Source organism: Frankia canadensis (genome assembly GCF_900197875.1).
GTDB lineage: Bacteria > Actinomycetota > Actinomycetes > Frankiales > Frankiaceae > Frankia > Frankia canadensis.
This window is the reverse complement of sequence record NZ_FZMO01000490.1, coordinates 1-19,120: the sequence shown is the minus strand read 5'-3', so window position 1 is coordinate 19,120 and position 19,120 is coordinate 1. Positions and strand designations below refer to the sequence as shown.

Annotated in this window: 14 protein-coding genes; 6 read left to right on the top strand and 8 right to left on the bottom strand. The window is 69.2% G+C overall.

Translation table 11 applies throughout. The annotated features are described in order from the left end of the window. Positions 1 to 41 precede the first annotated feature (41 nt). Positions 42 to 776, top strand: coding sequence for a DUF11 domain-containing protein (locus tag C1A33_RS26715; RefSeq protein ID WP_101834370.1), 735 nt, complete (start codon positions 42 to 44; stop codon positions 774 to 776). 40 nt (positions 777 to 816) lie between these two features. On the opposite strand, the gene C1A33_RS26710 is transcribed toward C1A33_RS26715, so the two are convergent. Both C1A33_RS26710 and C1A33_RS26705 read right to left on the bottom strand, forming a co-directional pair. Further along, positions 817 to 2,253, bottom strand: coding sequence for a hypothetical protein (locus C1A33_RS26710; RefSeq protein WP_133150845.1), 1,437 nt, complete (start codon positions 2,251 to 2,253; stop codon positions 817 to 819). Between the two features lie 337 nt (positions 2,254 to 2,590). Beyond that, positions 2,591 to 3,508: a hypothetical protein gene (locus tag C1A33_RS26705; protein WP_101834366.1), complete on the bottom strand. Its 918-nt coding sequence runs from the start codon at positions 3,506 to 3,508 to the stop codon at positions 2,591 to 2,593. A gap of 1,304 nt (positions 3,509 to 4,812) precedes the next feature. Between C1A33_RS26705 and C1A33_RS26695 the strand changes: the two genes are divergently transcribed. Continuing rightward, positions 4,813 to 5,802 carry an ice-binding family protein gene (locus C1A33_RS26695; RefSeq protein ID WP_207770520.1) on the top strand — a complete coding sequence of 330 codons (990 nt, stop codon included), beginning with the start codon at positions 4,813 to 4,815 and terminating at the stop codon, positions 5,800 to 5,802. A gap of 233 nt (positions 5,803 to 6,035) precedes the next feature. Here C1A33_RS26695 and C1A33_RS26690 read toward each other — a convergent pair whose 3' ends face one another. From C1A33_RS26690 to C1A33_RS26670, 4 genes are all read right to left on the bottom strand, one after another. Continuing rightward, positions 6,036 to 6,239, bottom strand: coding sequence for a hypothetical protein (locus C1A33_RS26690; protein WP_101834362.1), 204 nt, complete (start codon positions 6,237 to 6,239; stop codon positions 6,036 to 6,038). A gap of 119 nt (positions 6,240 to 6,358) precedes the next feature. Continuing rightward, positions 6,359 to 6,637, bottom strand: a complete 279-nt coding sequence (locus C1A33_RS38450) for a DUF4037 domain-containing protein (RefSeq protein ID WP_480014755.1) — start codon at positions 6,635 to 6,637, stop codon at positions 6,359 to 6,361. A gap of 619 nt (positions 6,638 to 7,256) precedes the next feature. Further along, positions 7,257 to 7,583, bottom strand: coding sequence for a helix-turn-helix domain-containing protein (locus tag C1A33_RS26675; protein ID WP_101834358.1), 327 nt, complete (start codon positions 7,581 to 7,583; stop codon positions 7,257 to 7,259). Continuing rightward, complete coding sequence (locus C1A33_RS26670; RefSeq protein ID WP_341477269.1) at positions 7,580 to 7,846, bottom strand: type II toxin-antitoxin system RelE/ParE family toxin; 267 nt, start codon at positions 7,844 to 7,846, stop codon at positions 7,580 to 7,582. Before C1A33_RS26670 ends, C1A33_RS26675 begins: the two co-directional genes overlap by 4 nt. Positions 7,847 to 8,809: 963 nt before the next feature. Here C1A33_RS26670 and C1A33_RS26665 point away from each other — a divergent pair. Both C1A33_RS26665 and C1A33_RS26660 read left to right on the top strand, forming a co-directional pair. Next, entirely contained in the window at positions 8,810 to 9,700 is an 891-nt protein-coding gene (locus tag C1A33_RS26665; RefSeq protein ID WP_101834356.1) for a hypothetical protein, read from the top strand. 61 nt (positions 9,701 to 9,761) lie between these two features. Then, positions 9,762 to 13,319 carry a CHAT domain-containing protein gene (locus tag C1A33_RS26660; RefSeq protein WP_101834354.1) on the top strand — a complete coding sequence of 1,186 codons (3,558 nt, stop codon included), beginning with the start codon at positions 9,762 to 9,764 and terminating at the stop codon, positions 13,317 to 13,319. A gap of 46 nt (positions 13,320 to 13,365) precedes the next feature. Here C1A33_RS26660 and C1A33_RS26655 read toward each other — a convergent pair whose 3' ends face one another. Further along, positions 13,366 to 15,873, bottom strand: coding sequence for an ATP-binding protein (locus C1A33_RS26655; RefSeq protein WP_101834352.1), 2,508 nt, complete (start codon positions 15,871 to 15,873; stop codon positions 13,366 to 13,368). Between the two features lie 202 nt (positions 15,874 to 16,075). Between C1A33_RS26655 and C1A33_RS26650 the strand changes: the two genes are divergently transcribed. Next, a complete protein-coding gene (locus tag C1A33_RS26650; RefSeq protein ID WP_101834350.1) occupies positions 16,076 to 17,770 on the top strand; it encodes an AAA family ATPase in 1,695 nt (564 codons plus the stop codon). Between the two features lie 92 nt (positions 17,771 to 17,862). Here C1A33_RS26650 and C1A33_RS26645 read toward each other — a convergent pair whose 3' ends face one another. Next, complete coding sequence (locus C1A33_RS26645) at positions 17,863 to 18,363, bottom strand: hypothetical protein (RefSeq protein WP_101834348.1); 501 nt, start codon at positions 18,361 to 18,363, stop codon at positions 17,863 to 17,865. Between the two features lie 516 nt (positions 18,364 to 18,879). On the opposite strand from C1A33_RS26645, the gene C1A33_RS37615 reads away from it, so the two are divergent. After that, complete coding sequence (locus tag C1A33_RS37615) at positions 18,880 to 19,014, top strand: hypothetical protein (RefSeq protein WP_279354704.1); 135 nt, start codon at positions 18,880 to 18,882, stop codon at positions 19,012 to 19,014. Positions 19,015 to 19,120 lie beyond the last annotated feature (106 nt).

The following is a 19,120-nucleotide window of genomic DNA, read 5'->3' as shown; positions in this document are numbered from 1 at the left end:
CACCGTTCCACCGCTGACAGGCCGATCGGAAAGAGACTGAGATGAGCGTCCTGTGCCTCAGGAAGGTACGCGCAGGTGTGGTCCTCGCCGCCGCGCTGCTCGGCGGGCCCCTGTTCACCTTCGGCATGCTTGCGACGTCCGTTCCCGCCCTCGCGGCTGACGCGCCATCGCCGCCGGACGAAGACGCGGCGGGCGTGGACCTGGCGATCGGGATCGATGACGGGCATACCAGTGTCGCTGTGGGGGACCGCGTCACCTACACAGTGAAGATTCGCAATATCGGCACCGTTGACGCCGACGACCTGGTTGTCACCCAGACGCTTCCTGCCGGCGTGCGATTCGGTTCGGCCGATCGCGACGGTGTCATCAGCGCCGGGACAGTCACCTGGCACACGGATCTGGCGGCCGGGCGGGACACCGCGGTTGTCGTCCACGGGGAGGTGGCGAAGCTGCCGCCCGGCCAGCTACGGCTTGCCTCCGTGGCGTGCGCGACGGCGCACGGCGACTCCAGACCGATCGTCTGCGCCGCCGATTCCGACCGGCTGCCCGCGGGCGGGGCCGCGGGAGCATCGGGCGCGGGCTCCCATGCCGCCGGCGGTCCGCCTGGATGGCTCGTGACGTTGTACGTCGGTGCGGGTGTCGTCGCGGCGCTGCTCGTCGGCATTGTCGCGAGGCGTCGATGGTCGTCTCGCAGACGGGCACGACCCCGCCCTGACGACCAGTGGGCGGTGGCGCCGGGCCCCGGCCTCGACGAGGAAACCCACCAGGACGCATAGCCCGGATCCGAGGCGACCACGGCGCGGTGAGTGGCTCGGCTCAGGCCGGCCTGGGGGCGATCGTGGTGTTGTCGCCGGCTCGTCCGCCGCTCACGATGACCCGCGTTCTCCCGAATCGGTGCAGCAGCCCGCGTACCAGGAGGACCCAGGTGGCTACCGCGGCGAAGACGCCCCAGGCGACTGCGGGCGGGTGACCTTGTGCGACCGTCACGACGGCGAACCCTCCGGCGATGGTTCCGGTTGCCGCGAGCGCCAGAGCGCCAATCCGGAGGCGGTGCCCGGCGGCGGCCGTCGAGAGCCGACCGCGAGGCCGGACGGCAGCCGCCGCTACGCCGAGCGTGCCTGCGGCGACCAGTATGCCGTAGATGAGCAGGTCACCGAACCCGACCATCGCGACGGCGAACAGGCCGAGGACGGTGGTTGTCACGGCCCGAGCGGCTCGTACGACGGGAGCGCGCCGCTGGCGGTGGCTGCCGCGGGTGAGCCGGCGTGCCTGCACGGAGGATGTGACGAGTAGCAGTGCCAGCCAGCCGACGATGGCCAACAGGCACCAGGGTGAGACGACCCAGACGTTGGCCGTTACCGTGATGGACCGGGTTGTGGACGGGTCCGCGTGGTAAGACACGACTGCGGCGAGTCGGGTCTGGCCGAGGCCGAGCGGGAAGGCACCCCAGGAGATCTCCTGGTCGGCCCATTTGCCAGGCATGAACAGCTGCGGAGGTTGCCGCCGGTTGTTGTCGAGGCGCGGGGTGTGCCCGCGCAGGACGGCGTGGCCGATACCGGTCGGGCGCAGGTCCGCGGTCACCTCGTTGAAGGCGAACAGACTGGACGGGCCGTCGTTCGTGACGCGTAGCGTCACGTTCCCGCGGGTGGCGAGTTGCGCGTGGCCCAGCACCGGCAGCCGCCGGCCGAGGTCCTTAAGACGCACGCTGGCATGTTCGTGGGTGTCACCGGGGACCCGCAGCGTGACCAGCGCACCCAGCTGGTTGAGCACCGTGACCCCGGGGCCACCGACCAAGGGTCGAACGAGGAAGCCGAGCAGATAGCCACCGGGCGCCATGGCGGGAGGGACGGCGACCTTCACGTCTATCGATGTCGTCGAGCCGGGGCTGGCGACGAACCGGGACGGGGACCAGGAGACGCCGGAACCGAAGCGGGGGTCCGGTGAGTCCTCGAAGACCAACTGGCCGTTGTTGCCCGGGATCGGCATGGCTGGGCCGATCCCGACCGGGACGGCATCGTGTCCTGGGTTGGTGACCAGGAAGTGAGCGAGGGCGGTTTGGCCGGGAACCGCCAGTGTTGGCATGCCCGGCGGGTCGAAGGTCACCTGTAGCCGTGGACTGCGCGGTGCTGCCGTTGCGCCGGGCGGGGCGGCCTGCGCGCGGGCTGGTACGCCGATGCCGAGGACCACCGTCGCCATGGCGGCGGCCGTCGCGGCGGCTCGGATCCGGCCGTGGTGGTGCCGTATGCGTGTCACGCCACATTCTCCAGTCCCCCAATCTCGCCCGCCCCAATCTTGCCCGCAATTTATTACGACGCAAGGAGGCAGCCGCCGAGAAGGGGGCGCAGGTCAAACATCCAGGCTAGCGGATTGATCGACGTTCTCTGGTATAACATTATTTGTGCAGTAGGTTGTGTTTCCTTCCGGTCTGGCCATTATTTCTGACGTTCCGATCAAGATGGTCACGCCCCTGCGATGGGTTTTGTCGGTCTGCCTGCTGAACAGGTACCAAAATAGGGGTGTGCCCGACCTGTTCGGTCAGGCACACCCGCCGGCATGGCCGACCGGAACTTGTCGTATGCTGACTGCTATTTTAGGTGTAGGAGGGTGTAACCGTGTATGTGATGATTCCGTGGAAGGCGCCGGAAGGCTGGCTGAAGTCCACCTTGATCTGGTTGTTGAGGGCGAGCGTGTCGAGACCACCGTTGGTTCCGGCGGTTGCCGTCACAATTGTTTGTGGCGTGGTCGGGTCGTATCCGACATATTTGCTTGAGGTGTACGGGGTACTGAGAGCCGCGCCGGAGCTGGAGCTCGGGGTCAAGGTGGCCTGAGCGGCGAACTTGTTCACGGTCAACGTGGCGGACCCGGCGGTACTTTCTTCCGCCACAAACGTCGGGTTTGGAGCCAGGGCCGCGGCCAGCGTGTAGCCGTTGCCGGCGTTCGTCTGTACGGTCAGGGTGACTGTCTTGGCGGCGACCGGGCCTGCTGGGGTACCGGGGACCGGCTGCAGGGTGAATGCGGGGGTGTCGTTCGTGAAGATCAGCGAGCGGCCGAGCAGGATGGTCACCGCGGTGTTCGAGTCACCGAAGTTCACGTTCCCGCTGGTGCCGGTGTCGATCGTCGCGGGTCCGGCGGCCCGCGTCTCCACCGTCGAGGTGACAGGTGGCGGGCTGGGCGTGGTCGTGTTGGTGAACCCGCCGAACTGGACGAAGATGGGCGTGCCGACGGGAACCGCAGCCGGGGTGGTCACCGTGTAGGTCACGGTGTCCGAGGCCAGGGCGACGGTTCCGGCACCGAGCCCGAAGACGTTCGTGACCGTCGGCGTGCCGGTCGTGCCTGCCGGGACGGTGAACGTCACCGACGCGATGGTTCCCGCAGTCAGGGTTGTGAAGCTCCAGGTGTAGGTCACCCCGGTCGCGCCCGTGACGTTGTTGTCGACCGACCAGGCCACGTCGGTGAGGGTCGCCGCCGAAGCAGTCCCACCCGACACCACCAGTGCACCGGCCAGCACCGCCCCAATGGTCATCAACCTGGCGATGACCGGCCACCCACCCCCGCGTTTCCACGATTTGTTTCTTCGTCCCAGGTCGAGATACATGGGCATCGCGTTCCATCCTTCCGTGTCAGTTACGCTGCCCGAGCGCCGTCGCCCGTGTGGCGACGACCCGCGGGCACTCCCGGAGCCCGCTGCCCCGGAGAGGATTTGGGTGGTCCGGCGCATGGTCCGGTGCGGGTGCCCGGGTACACGCAGGATTCGTGACCGCGGTCATCGGTACGAGGTCGGATACCGGTGAAAAGCGCGCAGCGAGCACACCGTCCGCTGCGCTCAGGACATTCATGGCCATCCACCCTCCGGCTTTCGGAGCTCCGCCGGACGCCGGGCACGGCCACCTTCACTCACCAATCAGCGTTGCCAGGGTATCTGCGGCACACCTTGCTGCTCTGGCAGTTCCCGGTCGGCGTTTCCCGGCTTCGGTCGCCATCTCGTCAGTGTCCCGACAAGAGGCGCCGTGGTGGCACAGCAGGCAGCCACTCGCTCGTCCCGCGAAGAAAGGTTCCGGACGCGATCGATACGCCGAATTCCATGGCATCCCGGAGAGAGATCTGTTTGTGTTGTGGCGTCGCTCGGGATGCCATTGTGGCGGCCTGCCCACCGTCCGGGACCAATGCCGCGGATTTAAGCGGTTTGGTGCAGGCGGCTCGGGATGGGGAGCTGTTGGGTGGCTTCGCCACGGGTCTGCAATGTGAGCGGGCGCGCGGAGTGATGACGTTCGGATAATGATCGGCGTGTGGGTGCTCTGGTCGGCAGGTAGGGGTCACCAACATCGCCGCCGCGTTACGGCACCACGCCCGACACGGGTCTTCGCCGCGGTGACCGAGAGCCAGGCATGAGCGAGCATCGCCAGGGTGATGTGCCGGTACCAGGCGTGGTACATCCGGACCTGGAAGTGGTCGAGACCGGCCTCGTTCTTCGCCGCCTGGTGCCAACGACAGGCTCTCCGTCCTCTACGAGCTCCTCGCCCTACACGGTGTCAGATCCGGACAGGATGACGGCCGTTGTCGACGATACGACCGGCCGGGATGCCAGCCGGTCGGGAACGGGCGCCAGATCAAGCGGAGGTACGGACGGAAGACTCGTCGATTGACCAGCCACCTACACTACCTTAGGTAGTCATATCGCTACTATGAGATATCTAGCGGTCGAGCCGTTCGACCACGCATTGACCCCGAGGGAATCTCATGATCGCGGCTAGCCTTCCCACTGGCTCCATCGACAGAAACCGGGTCAGATCCCAGCTGATCCGCGCATTCTCCGTGGTCGGTACGACCACCGTCCTGATTGGGGCGATCGGGCTGGTCGGAGCCTCGGCCGCCAGCGCGGCCACCCCGACCGTCTCACTCGGCGCCGCCGCGAGCTACGCGGTTCTCGCCGGGTCGACAATCACCAACACCGGAACCACCAAGGTGGATGGCGATCTCGGACTGAGCCCAGGTACCGCCGTTACCGGGTTTCCGCCGGGGCAGGTGACCGGGGCAACCCACAAAGCCGACAGCGCCGCGCTGCAGGCCAAAAACGACCTGGGCACCGCCTTCGACGCCGCCGCCACGATCCCGACCACCGCCACCATCCCGGTGGAACTTGGCGGAACCACCGAAACTTCGGGTGTATACGACTCCCCTGCGGGCACATTCGGGATCACCGGAACGTTGACCCTTGACGCTCAGGGCGACCCGAACGCCGTCTTCATCTTCAAGGCGGCCTCCACCCTCATCACAGCGTCCGCAAGCAACGTGAAGCTGGTCAACGGTGCCCAGGCCTCCAACGTCTTCTGGGTCGTCGGTAGCTCCGCGACCCTCGGCACCTACTCCATTCTCAGCGGCAACGTCCTCGCTCTGACCTCCATCACCGTCACCACCGGCGTCGCGGTTGACGGCAGGATCCTGGCCCGCAACGGCGCCGTCACCCTGGACACCGACACGATCACCCGCCCGATCGGCGTCCAGGGACCCGTCAGCACCACCACCAACCTGACATCCTCGCTGAACCCCGCGCCGACGGGGCACTCCGTCACCTTCACCGCCGTCGTGTCAGCGGGCACCGGCACGACCGTCCCCGCCGGCCTGGTCGCATTCACTGACGGGCACGCGCTCATCGACGTCGTTGCCCTCGACAACAAGGGCCAGGCGGAGTTCGTCACCTCCGCCCTGAACGCTGGCCTCCACCAGATCAAGGCGATCTACATCGGCACCACCGGATTCACCGGAAGCGTCTCAACCCTCATCTACGAACTCGTGGGCCACTAAACCCGGTGCCGTCCGCGCCGACGAATACCGGCGCGGGCGGCGACATCCGTTTCTTGGAATCAGCGGCCTGGCTTCAGGGGCGGGCGGCGTTGTGTGGCGCGGTCGGGTGCGGCAGCGCTGCTGGAGTGCCAGGATCCGCACCTTCGCGACTGAGCCGGCCGACACCGCCGAGGACGGCCGGCTCAGGCGCGGTCGCCGCGGCAGCAAAGACGCTGGTCAGCAACTCGGCGAGATCAACCACGGCGCGTTGATGGACCGGGTAAGGAAACGGGTCGCGGAATGCCCCCGGCGTCGAATTTCCAACGGTCGTGGGTCAGCACGACGGCTTGGCCGTAGTCGATCTGGTGAATCGCACCGATCCGGGTCGATCGGCCGTCGGCAAGCAGCTCCGACCGCAGTAGCGAGCCGGCGCCGACACCGGGAATGAAGTCCATCATTCTCCGCCCCCTTCTACCACCCGCCAAGCATCCTTGCGAAGTCTAACGGCAAGATCAACGATTCGGTAGCGGGCCTCGGATGAGAGCGACATGCAGGGGCTGGCACCTGGGTAGGCCGCCTACTGCAAGGTTGGGTCGCCGAATTGGGTCCGTTCATGAGAAGGCGTCGTCGAGCGGCGGCCGATTGGTGGTTCTTCCTGACTGACCCGCCGCCAGCCGGAGGCCAGGGCATGGGGGCGGATGTCGTTGGGGTGCCATGCCCGGCGCCGCGCGGTGAGCAGATCGAACGGGTCGTGCAGGACTACGCCGCCTGTGATGCCGGCCGGGATCTGCGTCGGGCCAGCACGCCGACACCGCGGCGGCGGTAGCCGACGTCGACGGCCATCCAACGCATCCACCGCCCAGTGCGACTCCCCCCTGATCACCGCGCCAATCCCACGCACTCACTGGGCAGCAGCCCGGCGATCATATGCACCGTATGCGGCACCCCGATGCCCAGGCGTCTCCACCTCGCCCACGGTCAGACTCGGCCGCAGGACCCGCTGCCTCAGACGACCGTCTCCTGGGCAGCGACGCGGCCCCGCCCCGCGTCTGCTCGCCGTCTCGGGCTGGTCCACGGCCGCGCACCGCGGTGGTGAGGTAGCCGTCGACCAGCTGTCGGACGAGGAGTTCCTGCGCCAGGTGCGGGAGTTTGGGGCGTTGCCACCGGAGGTCACCGAGGACGGCACGGTGGCCGAGAGGTGATGCGCCACGAGGTCGCACCGAGCGCGATCTGACCCGATCCGGTCGGGCGACGTCGAGCCATGTGCGGAGAGCCTGACGGATGACGTCGCTGGCGTTGGTGTGCTCGGCCTGGCCGCGCGGGGCGGTGAGCGCGGCGCGCGGTTCGAGGTCGAGGCGGACGGGGACCACCTCGCATCGGATCGAACGAGCGTTCCGCGTACCTGGTGGATTCGGTGACCCCTGGTGTATCTACCGACCGTGATCGTGGCTGCGGCGACGCCAGGGCCGATACCTTTAGCCGACAACGAGCCGTTCCCCACCAAAGTCCGCGATGATCTCAAGATGCCCACCGAGCGCCTTGACATAGGCGGCGAGGGTGCGCAGCTCGCTGGCGTCGACGTTGGCCCGCTCGATGGCGGAGACGCGTTCCTGTCGAACGTGCATGCGGTCGGCGACGTCTGCCTGGGTGAGGCCCAGACGCCGGCGCATCTCGGCGAGCCGATGAGCGCGGTTCTCCGCCACGAGCCGCGCCGCCCCCGCCTCGACCTCGCGGCGGTCGGGCTCGTCGGGGAAGAACTCGGCGAGGAACCCGTCCTTGTCGTACTCGTGGGCAGGGCTCATGCGTCACGCTCCTTGAGGTGGTGGGCGTAGCGGGCTTCGGCGAGTGGGATCGCCCTTTCGTACCAGGCTGACCACTGTCCGGCCTTGTCTCCGGCAACGAGCAGGACCGCGCGACGCGCCGGGTCGAAGACGAACAGGATGCGGACCTCACTGGCTCCGCTTGAGGCGGGCCTGAGCTCCTTGAGGTTGTGGAGTCGTGAGCCCTTGATCCGGTCAACAAGTGGCCGCCCCAGGCTGGGGCCTTCGTCGAGGAGAGCGGTCACAGCCTGTCCGATTCACCCAGGTCAGAGGCTGATCAGAAAATGAGTGGGCCGTCAGGGACTCGAACCCTGAACGCACCGGTTAAAAGCCGGATTGATCACATGTCGAATGATGCCGAATGATGCCGGATATGCCCTTCCACCAGCGTGTTTCACGATCTGTAGTGCCGGAACGTGCCGGGGAGGGACGCGTCTGACCGCGCCGTCCGTGCCCACTCCGTGCCCACAATGATCATGAGGTACCGGGGACCCGGTTTCCCGATTGGGGAGCTGGGCCGCCGGCCCTGGCGTGGCAGACAAGTCGGTGGTGCGCTCCAGGGGTGCGGCGAGATAACAGTCCGAGTTGATCGAAGTACTCACGGCACTCGTCCAGGTATCGCCGTCCGATTGCGGAAGATCAACAAAACCTTGTGGCTTAAAGCGCTTCCGGTGCCGCCGACCGCTCGGCGTCATGTGGGTCGCGACCACTTTGAGTGACGGACGGCTACTTCGCGCGATCTCGCTGCGGCCCTGCGAACAACCCCACCGCGTTACCCGATGCCCATCCGATAGATTCGTGTACGTGGCGACTGCATCCGTTGAGGAGGCGCTCGCGCGCTTTTGCTTGGACCTGCCCCGACAGCGGCGGATACTGCGCGCTCCGGCATCCGTGGACCGCCTGGCTCGCCTCGCGCAGGACCTCGCCGCACTGCGGCGAGGCGAACCACCTGGCGAGATCCTGACTCGCTGGGGCTACTCATCGCCTGCGGGCGAGGAGGATCCAGACCCTTCCCGCACCTCGTTACCCCCGCCTGTCGACGCCGGTCACAGACGCGTCACCGGCCTCTACGTGTGCCCGCGGGGAGCCTGCGCGAGGGTCGCGTACCGCGAGGCGGGCGCCGCCCTGCCGAACTGCGATATTCATGAGCGGTCGCTGCGTTTCGTCGCAGACAGGTAAATCAAGGGCGAATCGGGGTTGACGGCGGAGTGTACGAGGTCCTCGGAGAGTTCGGCAGAAGGATCGCCGAACGTTCGGCGGCGCTGGTTCTTTTACCGGGCCTTGTGTTCACCGCCGCCCTGACGGTGGCAGCGACGGTACGCCAGCGCCACTGGGCCGACACCGGGTTGTTGTGGCGGCGGCTGGCGGAGTTTCCCCAGGCCGGCGCGGCGGCGCACGCGGGGGCGGGCTCGACGCGGACCGCGACGCTGCTTCTGGGTGTGGCGGCGGTGTCGGTCGGGGCCTCCGTGCTCGCCCGGGCCGTGGGCCGTGTGTGGGAGGTGTTCCTGCTCGGCAGGTGGCCTGGCCTCCTGCGGCCGCTGGCCACCAGGGCCACGGGTCGGCGCCGGCGGGCCTGGGAGCGGTGCGACGAGGCGTATGAGCAGGCCAGGGCGGCGGGCGAGGGAGCGGAGCGGCTCGGCGAACTGGCCGCGGTACGCAACCGGATCGGGCTTGTCGCGCCGCGCCGGCCGACGAGGACCGGCGACCGCCTGCTCGCCGCCGCAACCCGGGTGTATCTGCAGTACGCGCTCGACCTCGGTGTCGCCTGGCCGCGGCTGTGGCTGCTTCTCCCCGAGTCCACCAGGACACCTCTCACCGAGGCGCGGCAGCACCTCGACGAAGCGACCGTCGCGGGCGGCTGGGCGGTCCTCTACACGGCGCTGGGCGTGGTGTGGTGGCCGAGCACGCTGGTCGGCATCGCGACGGGCATCGCGGCCTGGCGCCGGTGCGGGATGACCGCCGCCGCCTACGCCGAGCTCGTGGAGGCGGCGGTGGACGTCCACCACGCCGAGTTGCTTGACCGCTTCGACGAGGAGACCAGGCCTATCAGGCCGGGCCGCGGCGCGGCGCTCACCGAGATGTTCCGCAAGGGCGCGTGATGGCGCCGCTCACGGGGACGGTGCCGAGGCGACGGCGTCCCGCGGCGAAGGGATGGCGGGGATGCGCGACAATCTGACTGCGGCGTTGACGGCCAGACTGCGCCGGGCCCAGCGCGACGGCGACCCCGCCGCCCTCCTGGAGTCCCAGGCCCTTGAGGAGGCCAACCACCTGCTCGGCTTTCTCGCCACCCCGGCCGGCCCGGACCCGCTGGATCCCCAGGTGCAGTACCTCGTCGGATGCGTGCTCCTGGGCAGGTCCACCGCGCCGCCCTCGCAGGACCAGCGTTCCGATGAGCTCGTCGGCCTCCGGCTCCTGCTGCCGCTTTACTGGAACCAGCCGGACATGCTGCCGGAAACGGTCCGCGCCGCCCTCGCATCGGCACTGCCGAACTCGGGTCGGCCACCAGAGGGTACGAGCACGACGGTGGCCTATGCCGCGTCGCGGGTCGAGCTCGCGACGCTGCTCGTGGACCGTCTCGTCCGCTTTGGAGACGTCGCCGCTGGACGCTCGGCGATCCTGGTGCTGCGCGCGGCGGTGCATGATCTCCCGGCCGGCCATCGCCTGCGGCCGACGGCGCTGCACGGTCTCGGGTTCGTCCTGATGGCGAGCGCCGAGCGCGAGGCAGGACCGCGCGCTGGTCTCGCGGTGCCCATCACCGACGAGGCGATCTCCTCGTTGCGGGAGGCTATGGACACCACCGCGCCCGACGACCCCCTCCACGCTCACGCCGCTCACGGGATCGCCCTCGCCCTGCGAGGTCGCGCCCTGTCGACGGACGACCTGGGCCCGCTGGCCGAAACGATCGACCTGCTGCGCACCGCGGTGGGCGCCGCACCCGACCTCGATGGCGCCCTCGCCTCGATGCTCGCCGACCTGGGAACCACGCTGATCCTCTGGCTGACCAGCACCGAGGACGCGGCGGGGCCGGCGACCGACGAGCGGTGGGCCGCTGCCGACGAGGCCGTGACGGCACTGCGGCGCTCCATCGGCCTCACCCCGCGAGAGGCCCCGGAGACACCCCGTCGACTCCTCGGGCTCGCCGCGGCCCTGCAGGCCCGGCACCTCCTGCGTGCGGACCCGGACGGTGTCCAGGAGGCCATCGCCGTTCTCATCCTCGCCGCCTCCGCCGTCCCCGACGGGAGCACCGACCGGGAGGCCATCATGGACATGGTCGGAGACGCGATGCTGCTGCTGCCCTACGACGCCCTCGCCGGCGTCGACCCCGAGGTGCGGGCAGGCTTCGAGTATATCGATGGCCTCATGTCCAGCGCCCTCGGTGCGGCGCTGTCCGGTGACGACGGGCCGGCGGGCGGGCTGGCGCCCTTCCTGAGGGTCATCGGACTCGCGGGTGCCCCCGAGCACGGCCCGGGCAGCCAGGGCAGCCATGTGGGCACCATGCGTGCCGTCGCGGAACTCCTGAACCATCGCGGCGAGGCAGGGCTGATCGAGGCCGTGGGCATCCTGTCCGGCTGGTTGGCGGACCGGGTCCTCCGCCTGCCACCGCAGGCGCGGGCCGACGCGATCGAGCGCTACCTGGCCGGGGACGAGGAGTCGTCGGGCGACGAGGCTCTCTTCGGTCCGGTTGATCTTACGGATGTCGAGGAGCTGCTGGTAGTCATCGAGGGGATCCGCGCCCAGATACCCGCCGACCATCCCGAGCGCCCGTTCGTCGCTCTGGGCCATGGGCTGTTGCGACTCGTCCGACTGGGAGCTACCGAGGTTCCCCGCGAGGACCGGCTGGCAGGCTCGGTCGAGTTGGCCGCGATCCTGCGGGATCTGACCGAGTCCGTCATGCCCGCTGTCCAGGAGCAGATGGGACTGTCCACGGCGGACCTGGAGGCCGTCCTCGCCCTGAGCACCGCGGCGGGATTACCGTTCGACGACGTCGCCCGGCTGGAGCGCCTGGTCCGGGAGGGCCGGCAGCGGCTTGCGCACACCGCCGAGGACAGCCCCGAGCAGCACGACGTCCTCCGTTCCCTGGCAAGTGCCCTGTTCCAGCACTACTTCCTCTTTCAGGACGAGGCGAGCTACCAGGAGGCTCTCGGTCACGCCCGCCGGCTCGTGCCGCTCCTGGTATCCGCCGACCCGGCCCTCCGAGTCCTGCTCATGCTCTGGACGAGCGCGGTGGCGTTCCATGCCGGGCCCGTCAACCTGGGGATGCAGGCCGGGGAGACGGACACTCCGGAAAGCAGCACCGCGCGGCTGGCATCCACCAGCGCGGTGTCCGCCCTCGTCCGCGGCGACGTGCCCACTGCTCTGGAGACGCTGGAGGAGGGGCGGGCACGCCTGCTGTCCGGAGCCATCGACACCCGCCGCGAGCTGGGCAGCCTTCGCCGCGCCGATCCGCGCCTGGCCACCAGGTTCATCCAGGTCCGGGAGCGCGTGCGGGCGGGCCGGACACAGCTTCAGGACTTTGCCATGGCACCCCCGGAAGGCATCGAGCGTTTCCGCGGTCTCGTCCAGGAATGGCGTGCGCTGATAGCCGAGCTGAACGAGCTGCCGGGGTACGAGCGATTCATGCTGCCGCTGCCGCTGGGCCTGCCCGATCTCCTGCCGGCGGCGGCGGAGGGCCCGGTCGTCACCATCAACGTCCATGGTCGGCGGTGCGACGCCCTGGTGCTGTCGGTGGATGGTGTGCGCGGGGTGGCGCTGCCGCGCCTGCGCGCCGCCGACATCGTGCAGCAGGCCGAAGTCTTCCACGAGGCGATCGCGATCGTCGCGGAGGGCGGCGACGGCCCGCTGGCGCGGCAGGCGAGCGACGTGATCACCGACACTCTCGGCTGGCTGTGGGACGTTCTCGCCGAGCCGGTACTCGCGGCGCTGGGCCTCACAGGACCGCCTGAGGAGGGCGCGCTCTGGCCACGGCTGTGGTGGTCGCCTACCGGGGCGCTCACCCGGCTCCCACTGCACGCTGCCGGCCAGCACGGGCAGGCCGGCCGGTCGGTGCTCGACCGGGTGGTGTCCTCCTACACACCGACCCTGCGCGCACTGATGTACAGCCGCGCGCACCGGATCTCCTCGCCGCGCACCGTCCTTGTCGTCGCGATGCCGGAGACTCCGGGTCATCCCCCGTTGCGCCAGTCCGTCCAGGAGGCCCGGGCCTTCGACGGTGCCGCCGGACTTACCAGGCTGGTCGGGTCGAAGGCCACCCGCGCAGCCGTCGGCGCCGCTCTGCCGGGCGCTGCCATCGCGCACTTCGCCTGCCATGCCGGCAGCAATCCCGCAGATCCGTACGCGAGCCACCTACTCCTGCAGGACGGCGCGCTCGACCTCGGCGCGATCGCCCGGTTCGAACTCGACGGCGCGGAGCTCGCCTACCTGTCCGCCTGCGGCACGGCGCGCGGTGGAGCCCGGCTGGCGGACGAAGCCGTCCATGCGGCGTCCGCGTTTCAGTTGGCCGGCTACGCGCAGTCGGTGGCCACGCTCTGGGAAATCGGCGACGAGGTCGCGGCCATGGCCGCGACGGCGTTCTACCGGGAGCTGTCCGGGCGCGGCTCCGGCGAACCGGGCGATCGGCTGCCCGCCGCGCGTGCCCTGCACGAGGTCACCCGACGTCTGCGGGAATCCATGCCCGATCGCCCTTGGGCCTGGGCGTCCCTGGTGCATGCCGGCGCGTGAGGCGGCGGGCCGGGTTCGCCACCCGACATCCACCACGGGGCACCCGTCAGGATTCGGGTGGCCACGCAACTCCCTGTGCCGCCTGGTAGTAGGCCCAGATGAGCGGCAGGGGGCTGCGAATGTCCTCGGGTTCGTGCTCCATGGTCAGGGAGAAATGCCGCCACTGGTGGAGAAGCCGGAGCTGATAATCACGCAGCCATCGCGCCGGATCCTCGGTGTCGGCAAGGTTCGCCTCGATATCGAGGTCCACGGCATGCGCGAAGGAGCTGTCGGCCACGTCGGCGGCGGTGAACACCACCGTACGCGCGCCCGCCGTCAGCAATGCGCCGGCATACTGGACCGACTCGCCGCCGCGCACGATCGGAAAGGTCGCTGGCTGCCGGGTGGACAGCAGGACGTGGGCCGGACAGCGCAGCCAGGCCGCATCGGACGTCGGGCCACGGAACCGGCGTGCCTCCAGGACGGCGCCCGCGGGGAACCGCAACCCATGTCGGGTCATGTCCGGACCGTCCCAGTGCGCGACCCCTCGGAGCAGCAGTGTTCCGGGGCTCGCGGGCTGGTACCTGGCGAGGAACTCCTCGACCTGGATGTAGCGGGCGGGCGAGGCACCACCGAGTGTCCCGGCCGGCGGCTGCCGCCCCGGGCAGATGTCGCTGGCAAGCACCGGGGTCCACCGGAGTTGACCGGTGGGATCGGAGCAGGAGGTGCGCCCGCCCCGCCGGAACGGACCGGCCCCCGCACGCCACTCCGCGCCCGGTCCGGGCTCCGCGATGCCCTGTGGGCCGGTCGGCACCAGGACTCGCAGGGTGCACCGCTCGACCAGGCGAGTGGCCTGCGGGCCGGGGCGGAGCGGCACGATGGGCCAGGGGACGCCGGAAAGCTCCGGCGCGATGCAGGCGAGGACATCCAGCACCGGCCTGGTCGCGTCATCCGTGAGCCGCGTGACAAGCGTGGCCGGAACCAGGGCTGCCAGAGGCCGGGTCACCTCAAGCTCCTCGAGACTGTCGTGGGAGCGCAGGGACGTGAACGTCGTCCTGGTGGAGATCGGCGGCTCCTGGCTCGTTGTCAGCGGCGTGATGCCGACACAGTGGGCCAGCGCGCTCAGCGCGTGCCGCAGCTCCTGGTCGTCGGCCAGATCGACCCGTTCACCGGCGGGCGGGCGGCCGTCGGGCAGGACTGTGCTGAACACCGACGCGCCGGACACCCAGGACAACCACCAGCAGGTCTCACGACGCCCGCCCGCGACCTGCCGGTGCAGCTGTTCCAGGCCGACGACCGTGGACCGGTCCGGTCCGCCGTGGGTACCACCTGATGCTCGCTCGGCGTCAGCGAGAGCGCAGCGGCCCTCGACGGACACTCGGGGAATGGCAGGGGGTACCGACCAGGCGTCGACGACGTCGCGATGAGCCGCGAGGCAGAGATCGGGGGCGGCGACGCTCACGATGTCGAGACCGGCCAGTTCAGGGCCCAGCGGCGCCGCCGCGCAGATCACGTCCCGCGGCGCCGCCGACCGGCCGGGCTGCCGTTCCAGGTGGAGGGTGGCCAGGAGCTCCGCCTGCAACCGCCAGTCCCGCTGGCTCGCGGCGCAGTCGAGCGCGATGGCGACCGCCCGGTCTCCCAGCGCCCTGGCACTGACGCGCAGCCGACCTGACGAGGTGCGAGCGGCATTGCGCTGGGTAGCGGCCCAGCTCTCCAGCGCGGCCCCGAGCGCCTCCTCGCGCCTGCCGGCCAGCATGAGGCCCTCCGCTGCCAGCCTCCTCGCGCATGCGACCGTGTAGGGGTCGAAGCCACGCGCGGCGAGAGCAGCGGCGTCGGCGGCCCGCCGCAGGCAGTCGAGCGCGTCATCCGCGTCGCCCGGATGCCAGCGCATCCGGTGCAGATAGGCGCTGGCGGCCAGGACCGACCGCTCGGCATCTCCGGGGCGGCGGACCGCGCACTGCTTCTCCAGGCGTCGCAGCTCCCGCAGCGAGAGGTCCGCGCGCCCGTCGAGGTAGGCGCAGAGGCGGTAGACGGCCCGGTCCGGCGGCTTCAACACGGCAGGCTTCACCTCGAGCGCATCGAGACAGGCAGCGAGTTCCGGCCGGCGGTCGGCCTCGACGCAGGTGAGCATCAGGGCGACCACATACTGGCTGTCCCTGGATCTCCTGGTGGTCCGGGCCGCCGCCTCGAACATCCGGATCGCGGTCGACGCGTCACCCAGCTGGCGGTAGCACCTCCCCAGGTGGAGGAACGCTGCGGCGGCCGGCTCCGGGAAGAGCGGCACACCGTCGGTATGAAGCAGCGCCGCAGACCGTCCCAGCGTGAGCATCGCGAGGTCGAGGTGACCCAGATGGGCCCGGATCTCGCCGTCGAGCCGAAGGAGTGGCGCTTTCACCAGCGGCGCGGGCGCCCCCGGAGCGGCGAGTTGCGCCGCTATCGTGTCGCATTCCGCGAGAGCCGCGGTGAGCAGCTCCCGCCGCCGATCCGGAGCGCCGATCCCGAGAGCACGGTCCTTCTTTCCCGTCACCCTGGTGAGCTGCGTCAGCAGACGAGTCTGGAGAAAGTCTGGGCTCATGTCCCCTCGGCGAGCATGCCATGTGTGGTCAGGTGTCGGTCGAACCCAATAGTAGGTCAGCGCTCCTCCGGCGGGAATCCGCGCCGGCACCATGCCATGCGCCGCAGATCATCACTCAGTGTTCACGTGTTCGTCAGCCCCCGTAGGATGCGCATGAGGGCCGAGTGACCGGCTCAGCCACCTCGGAGTAGTTTGACAAACCGTGAAGCCGGACCTGGATCGTTACCCGAGCTATGCGGAGCTCGACACCCTCATCGGACTGGACGGCGTCAAGCAGGAGGTCGCCTCACTCCTCACGAAGATGCACTACTTCCGGCTGATGAGCGAGCGACGGCGCACCCTGTCGATCGAGGCCCAGCACCTCGTCTTCGCCGGGCCTCCCGGTACCGGTAAGACGACGGTAGCCCGGATTTTCACGCGGATCGCGGCCGAGATGGGGGTGATCAACCGGCCGGTGGCGGTGGAGGTATCGCGCGACACTCTCGTGGGGGAACACCTCGGCGCCAGCACGCAGCGCGTCGTCGCGGCGTTCGAACGCGCCCAGGGAGGAGTACTCTTCCTCGACGAGATCCACAGCCTGGCCATCGAGGCGACGGGGCGGAACGACTACGGGCACGAGGTTATCCACACCCTGGTCAAGCTGATGGAGGATCGCCGCGGCGACGTGATAGTCATCGCCGCGGGCTACACGGGCGAGCTGGCTAGGGTGTTCGCGATCAACCCGGGCCTGCAGGAAAGATTCTCCCGCACCGTGCACTTCCCGGCCTACCGCCCGGAAGAACTAACGCTGATCGTCGAGAAACTGGGCCGCGACGGCGGATTCCCTCTCACGCCTGAGGCCGTCGATGCCGTCCGGATGTACTTCCTGCACGGCGCCGGTCGCCGTGCTGACGCCAACGGCCGGACCGCGCGCAAGACCTACGAGACGATGCGGGATCAGGCGATCTCCCGGTCGATGGCGGAAGTCTACGAGGGTCGAGAGGCCCCCGCGTCCGAACTCCTGCCCACCGATCTCGACCCCGACTTCAGCCGCTCGGTGCTCACTGCTGGTACCCGCCGTGTCGATGACGGTCAGCTCACGGCGATCATGGCGGAACTGAGCTCGCTTCCGGGACTGGTCCCGTTCAAGCGGGAAATCGCTCGTGTCCACGCTCGTGCCACTCTGGTCGCGCACCGTCGGGCCCTCGGTCTTCCCGGTGGTGTCGCGGGCAGCCATCACCTGATCTTCTCCGGTCCTCCGGGCACCGGGAAGACGACGGCCGCCCGCCTCTACGCCGAGGTGCTCGCCGCCATGGGCGTTCTCGCACAGGGCCAGCTCGTCGAGGTGACACGGGCGGATCTGGTCGGCCAGTGGATCGGCCATACCGCCGAGCGCACCCGGGCGGTCTTCGAGCGGGCCCGAGGCGGACTGCTGTTCATCGACGAGGCGTACACCCTGGTCGCCGGGAAGTCCGCGTCGGACTTCGGACAGGAATCCATCGATACGATTGTGAAGCTCATGGAGGACCTCGGCGACGAACTTATTGTCGTCGCAGCCGGACCGCCGGAGAAGATGACGTCCTTCCTGGCGAGCAATCCAGGTCTACAGGACCGGTTCACACGGGTCATCGACTTTCCTCCCTACACATCAGAGGAGCTTGTCAAGATCTTCGTGAAAATGGCAACGGACGAAGGGTTCGCCCTTGACCCGGACGTCCTACCGGCAATCAGCCAGAGGTACGCGAAGGCGGTCCTGAGATCCACCTTCGGCAACGCGCGCCATGTCTCCAAGACACTGATGGGTATGATTGACAGCCTCGCACTGCGGCTCGCGGCTTCCCTCGACGCGGCGGACTCCCTCGACGCGGGGGAGGCGGTCGACGTGACCCTTCTAACGGCTGCGGACCTGTCCGAGTAGAGACCCGACGCGGTCCCGACCTCACCAGCACGCTCCGCCAACGTCCACCCGTTCTTGCGATCAAGCCCGGCGACCAACCCTGAGCTTGTCGTTTAACCGCGGGGTGTCACGCTGTGCGATACCCGCTGGTGTTGTGGGGTGGGTGGGCGTGTCTGCGTGACGTGGGACGACCTTCGGAAGATCGTGCTCTCGCCGAAGAAGCCGGATCGGACCGAAGGTCGTGATGGGCACTGTGCAGGACGAACCACGCGCATCATCACGGTGACGACGCCGGCATAGAAGTCCTCGTCGCTGACGCCGGCGAGCAGGGTGCGGCCGGAGTCGCGGTCGAGCCGGTTGAGCTTGTCGACAAGCAGTTCGACGGCCTCGCGGACCTGCCGGCCGAGCCCTTCGGTGATCTCTTCCTGGCGGCGCAGGCTCTCCTGAAACAGCGCCGGCAGCATGTCCGTGTCGGAGACGCCGAGGAAGCGGCGGGATTCCAGGAGGGCGACGAACGCCTCCAGGGTGGCAGGTTCCTCGCTCCAGAGGCTGGCATCCCAGACCGCGGCGGCGACCGTGCCGCCGACCGGCGCCCAGACCAGCGACCACCACAACGGCCGTCGGTGACCAGGCCGACAGGGACGTTGTGGGCGCGCAGCAGAACGGCGAGCCGCTCGACAGGACTCGCGACCCAGCCGCCCTCGGCCCGGCGGGTCAGCGGGTGCGCGCCCCAGGGCGCGACCATCCCGAGCATCCGCCACTCACCAGCAGGCCCTGCAGGCTCCTCGTCCGAGTCGCTGGCGTCCTCGTCGAACTCCTCGTCGTCCTCAGCCGAGTCGTCAGTGCCCTCGACGGCACGAAAGGCGAAGTCGGCGCGGACAACCTGGCGGTGCTCGACGACGGGGACAGCCATCGCGTCGGGAATGTCGCCGGCCAGGGCGAGCCGGTCGCCCCAGTCGAGCAGCTCACGCAGGACGGCGGGGACGACCGCGTCGCGGGTGCCGCCGCCGCTGACGAGCAGCTCGGCGACCAGTACGCGGGCACGGGCCCGCGTCGCGGTCGGGACGGCGGTCAGCCCGTCGGGCCAGACCCGGCGGACGACCGGCAGGGTCAGGAACGGCCCGGACGTCGTGAGCAGTTCCATCCACGTGGTGGCGTTCCGCAGCTGCCTTCGCCCCGGCTTCGAGACCGCCACGATCCTGCATCCTTCGGTAGCCGATCACACCGCCGCCCTCACACCTGCCATCGCCCGTGCCTGGCTCTGAGGCGCCCCGAGAATTCCGGGCAGTCGATCTAATAGACTGTGCACGGAATGGAGTGTGTGCCACATGGCTGAACGTCGCAGGAAATTCTCCCCGGAGTTCCGCGAGG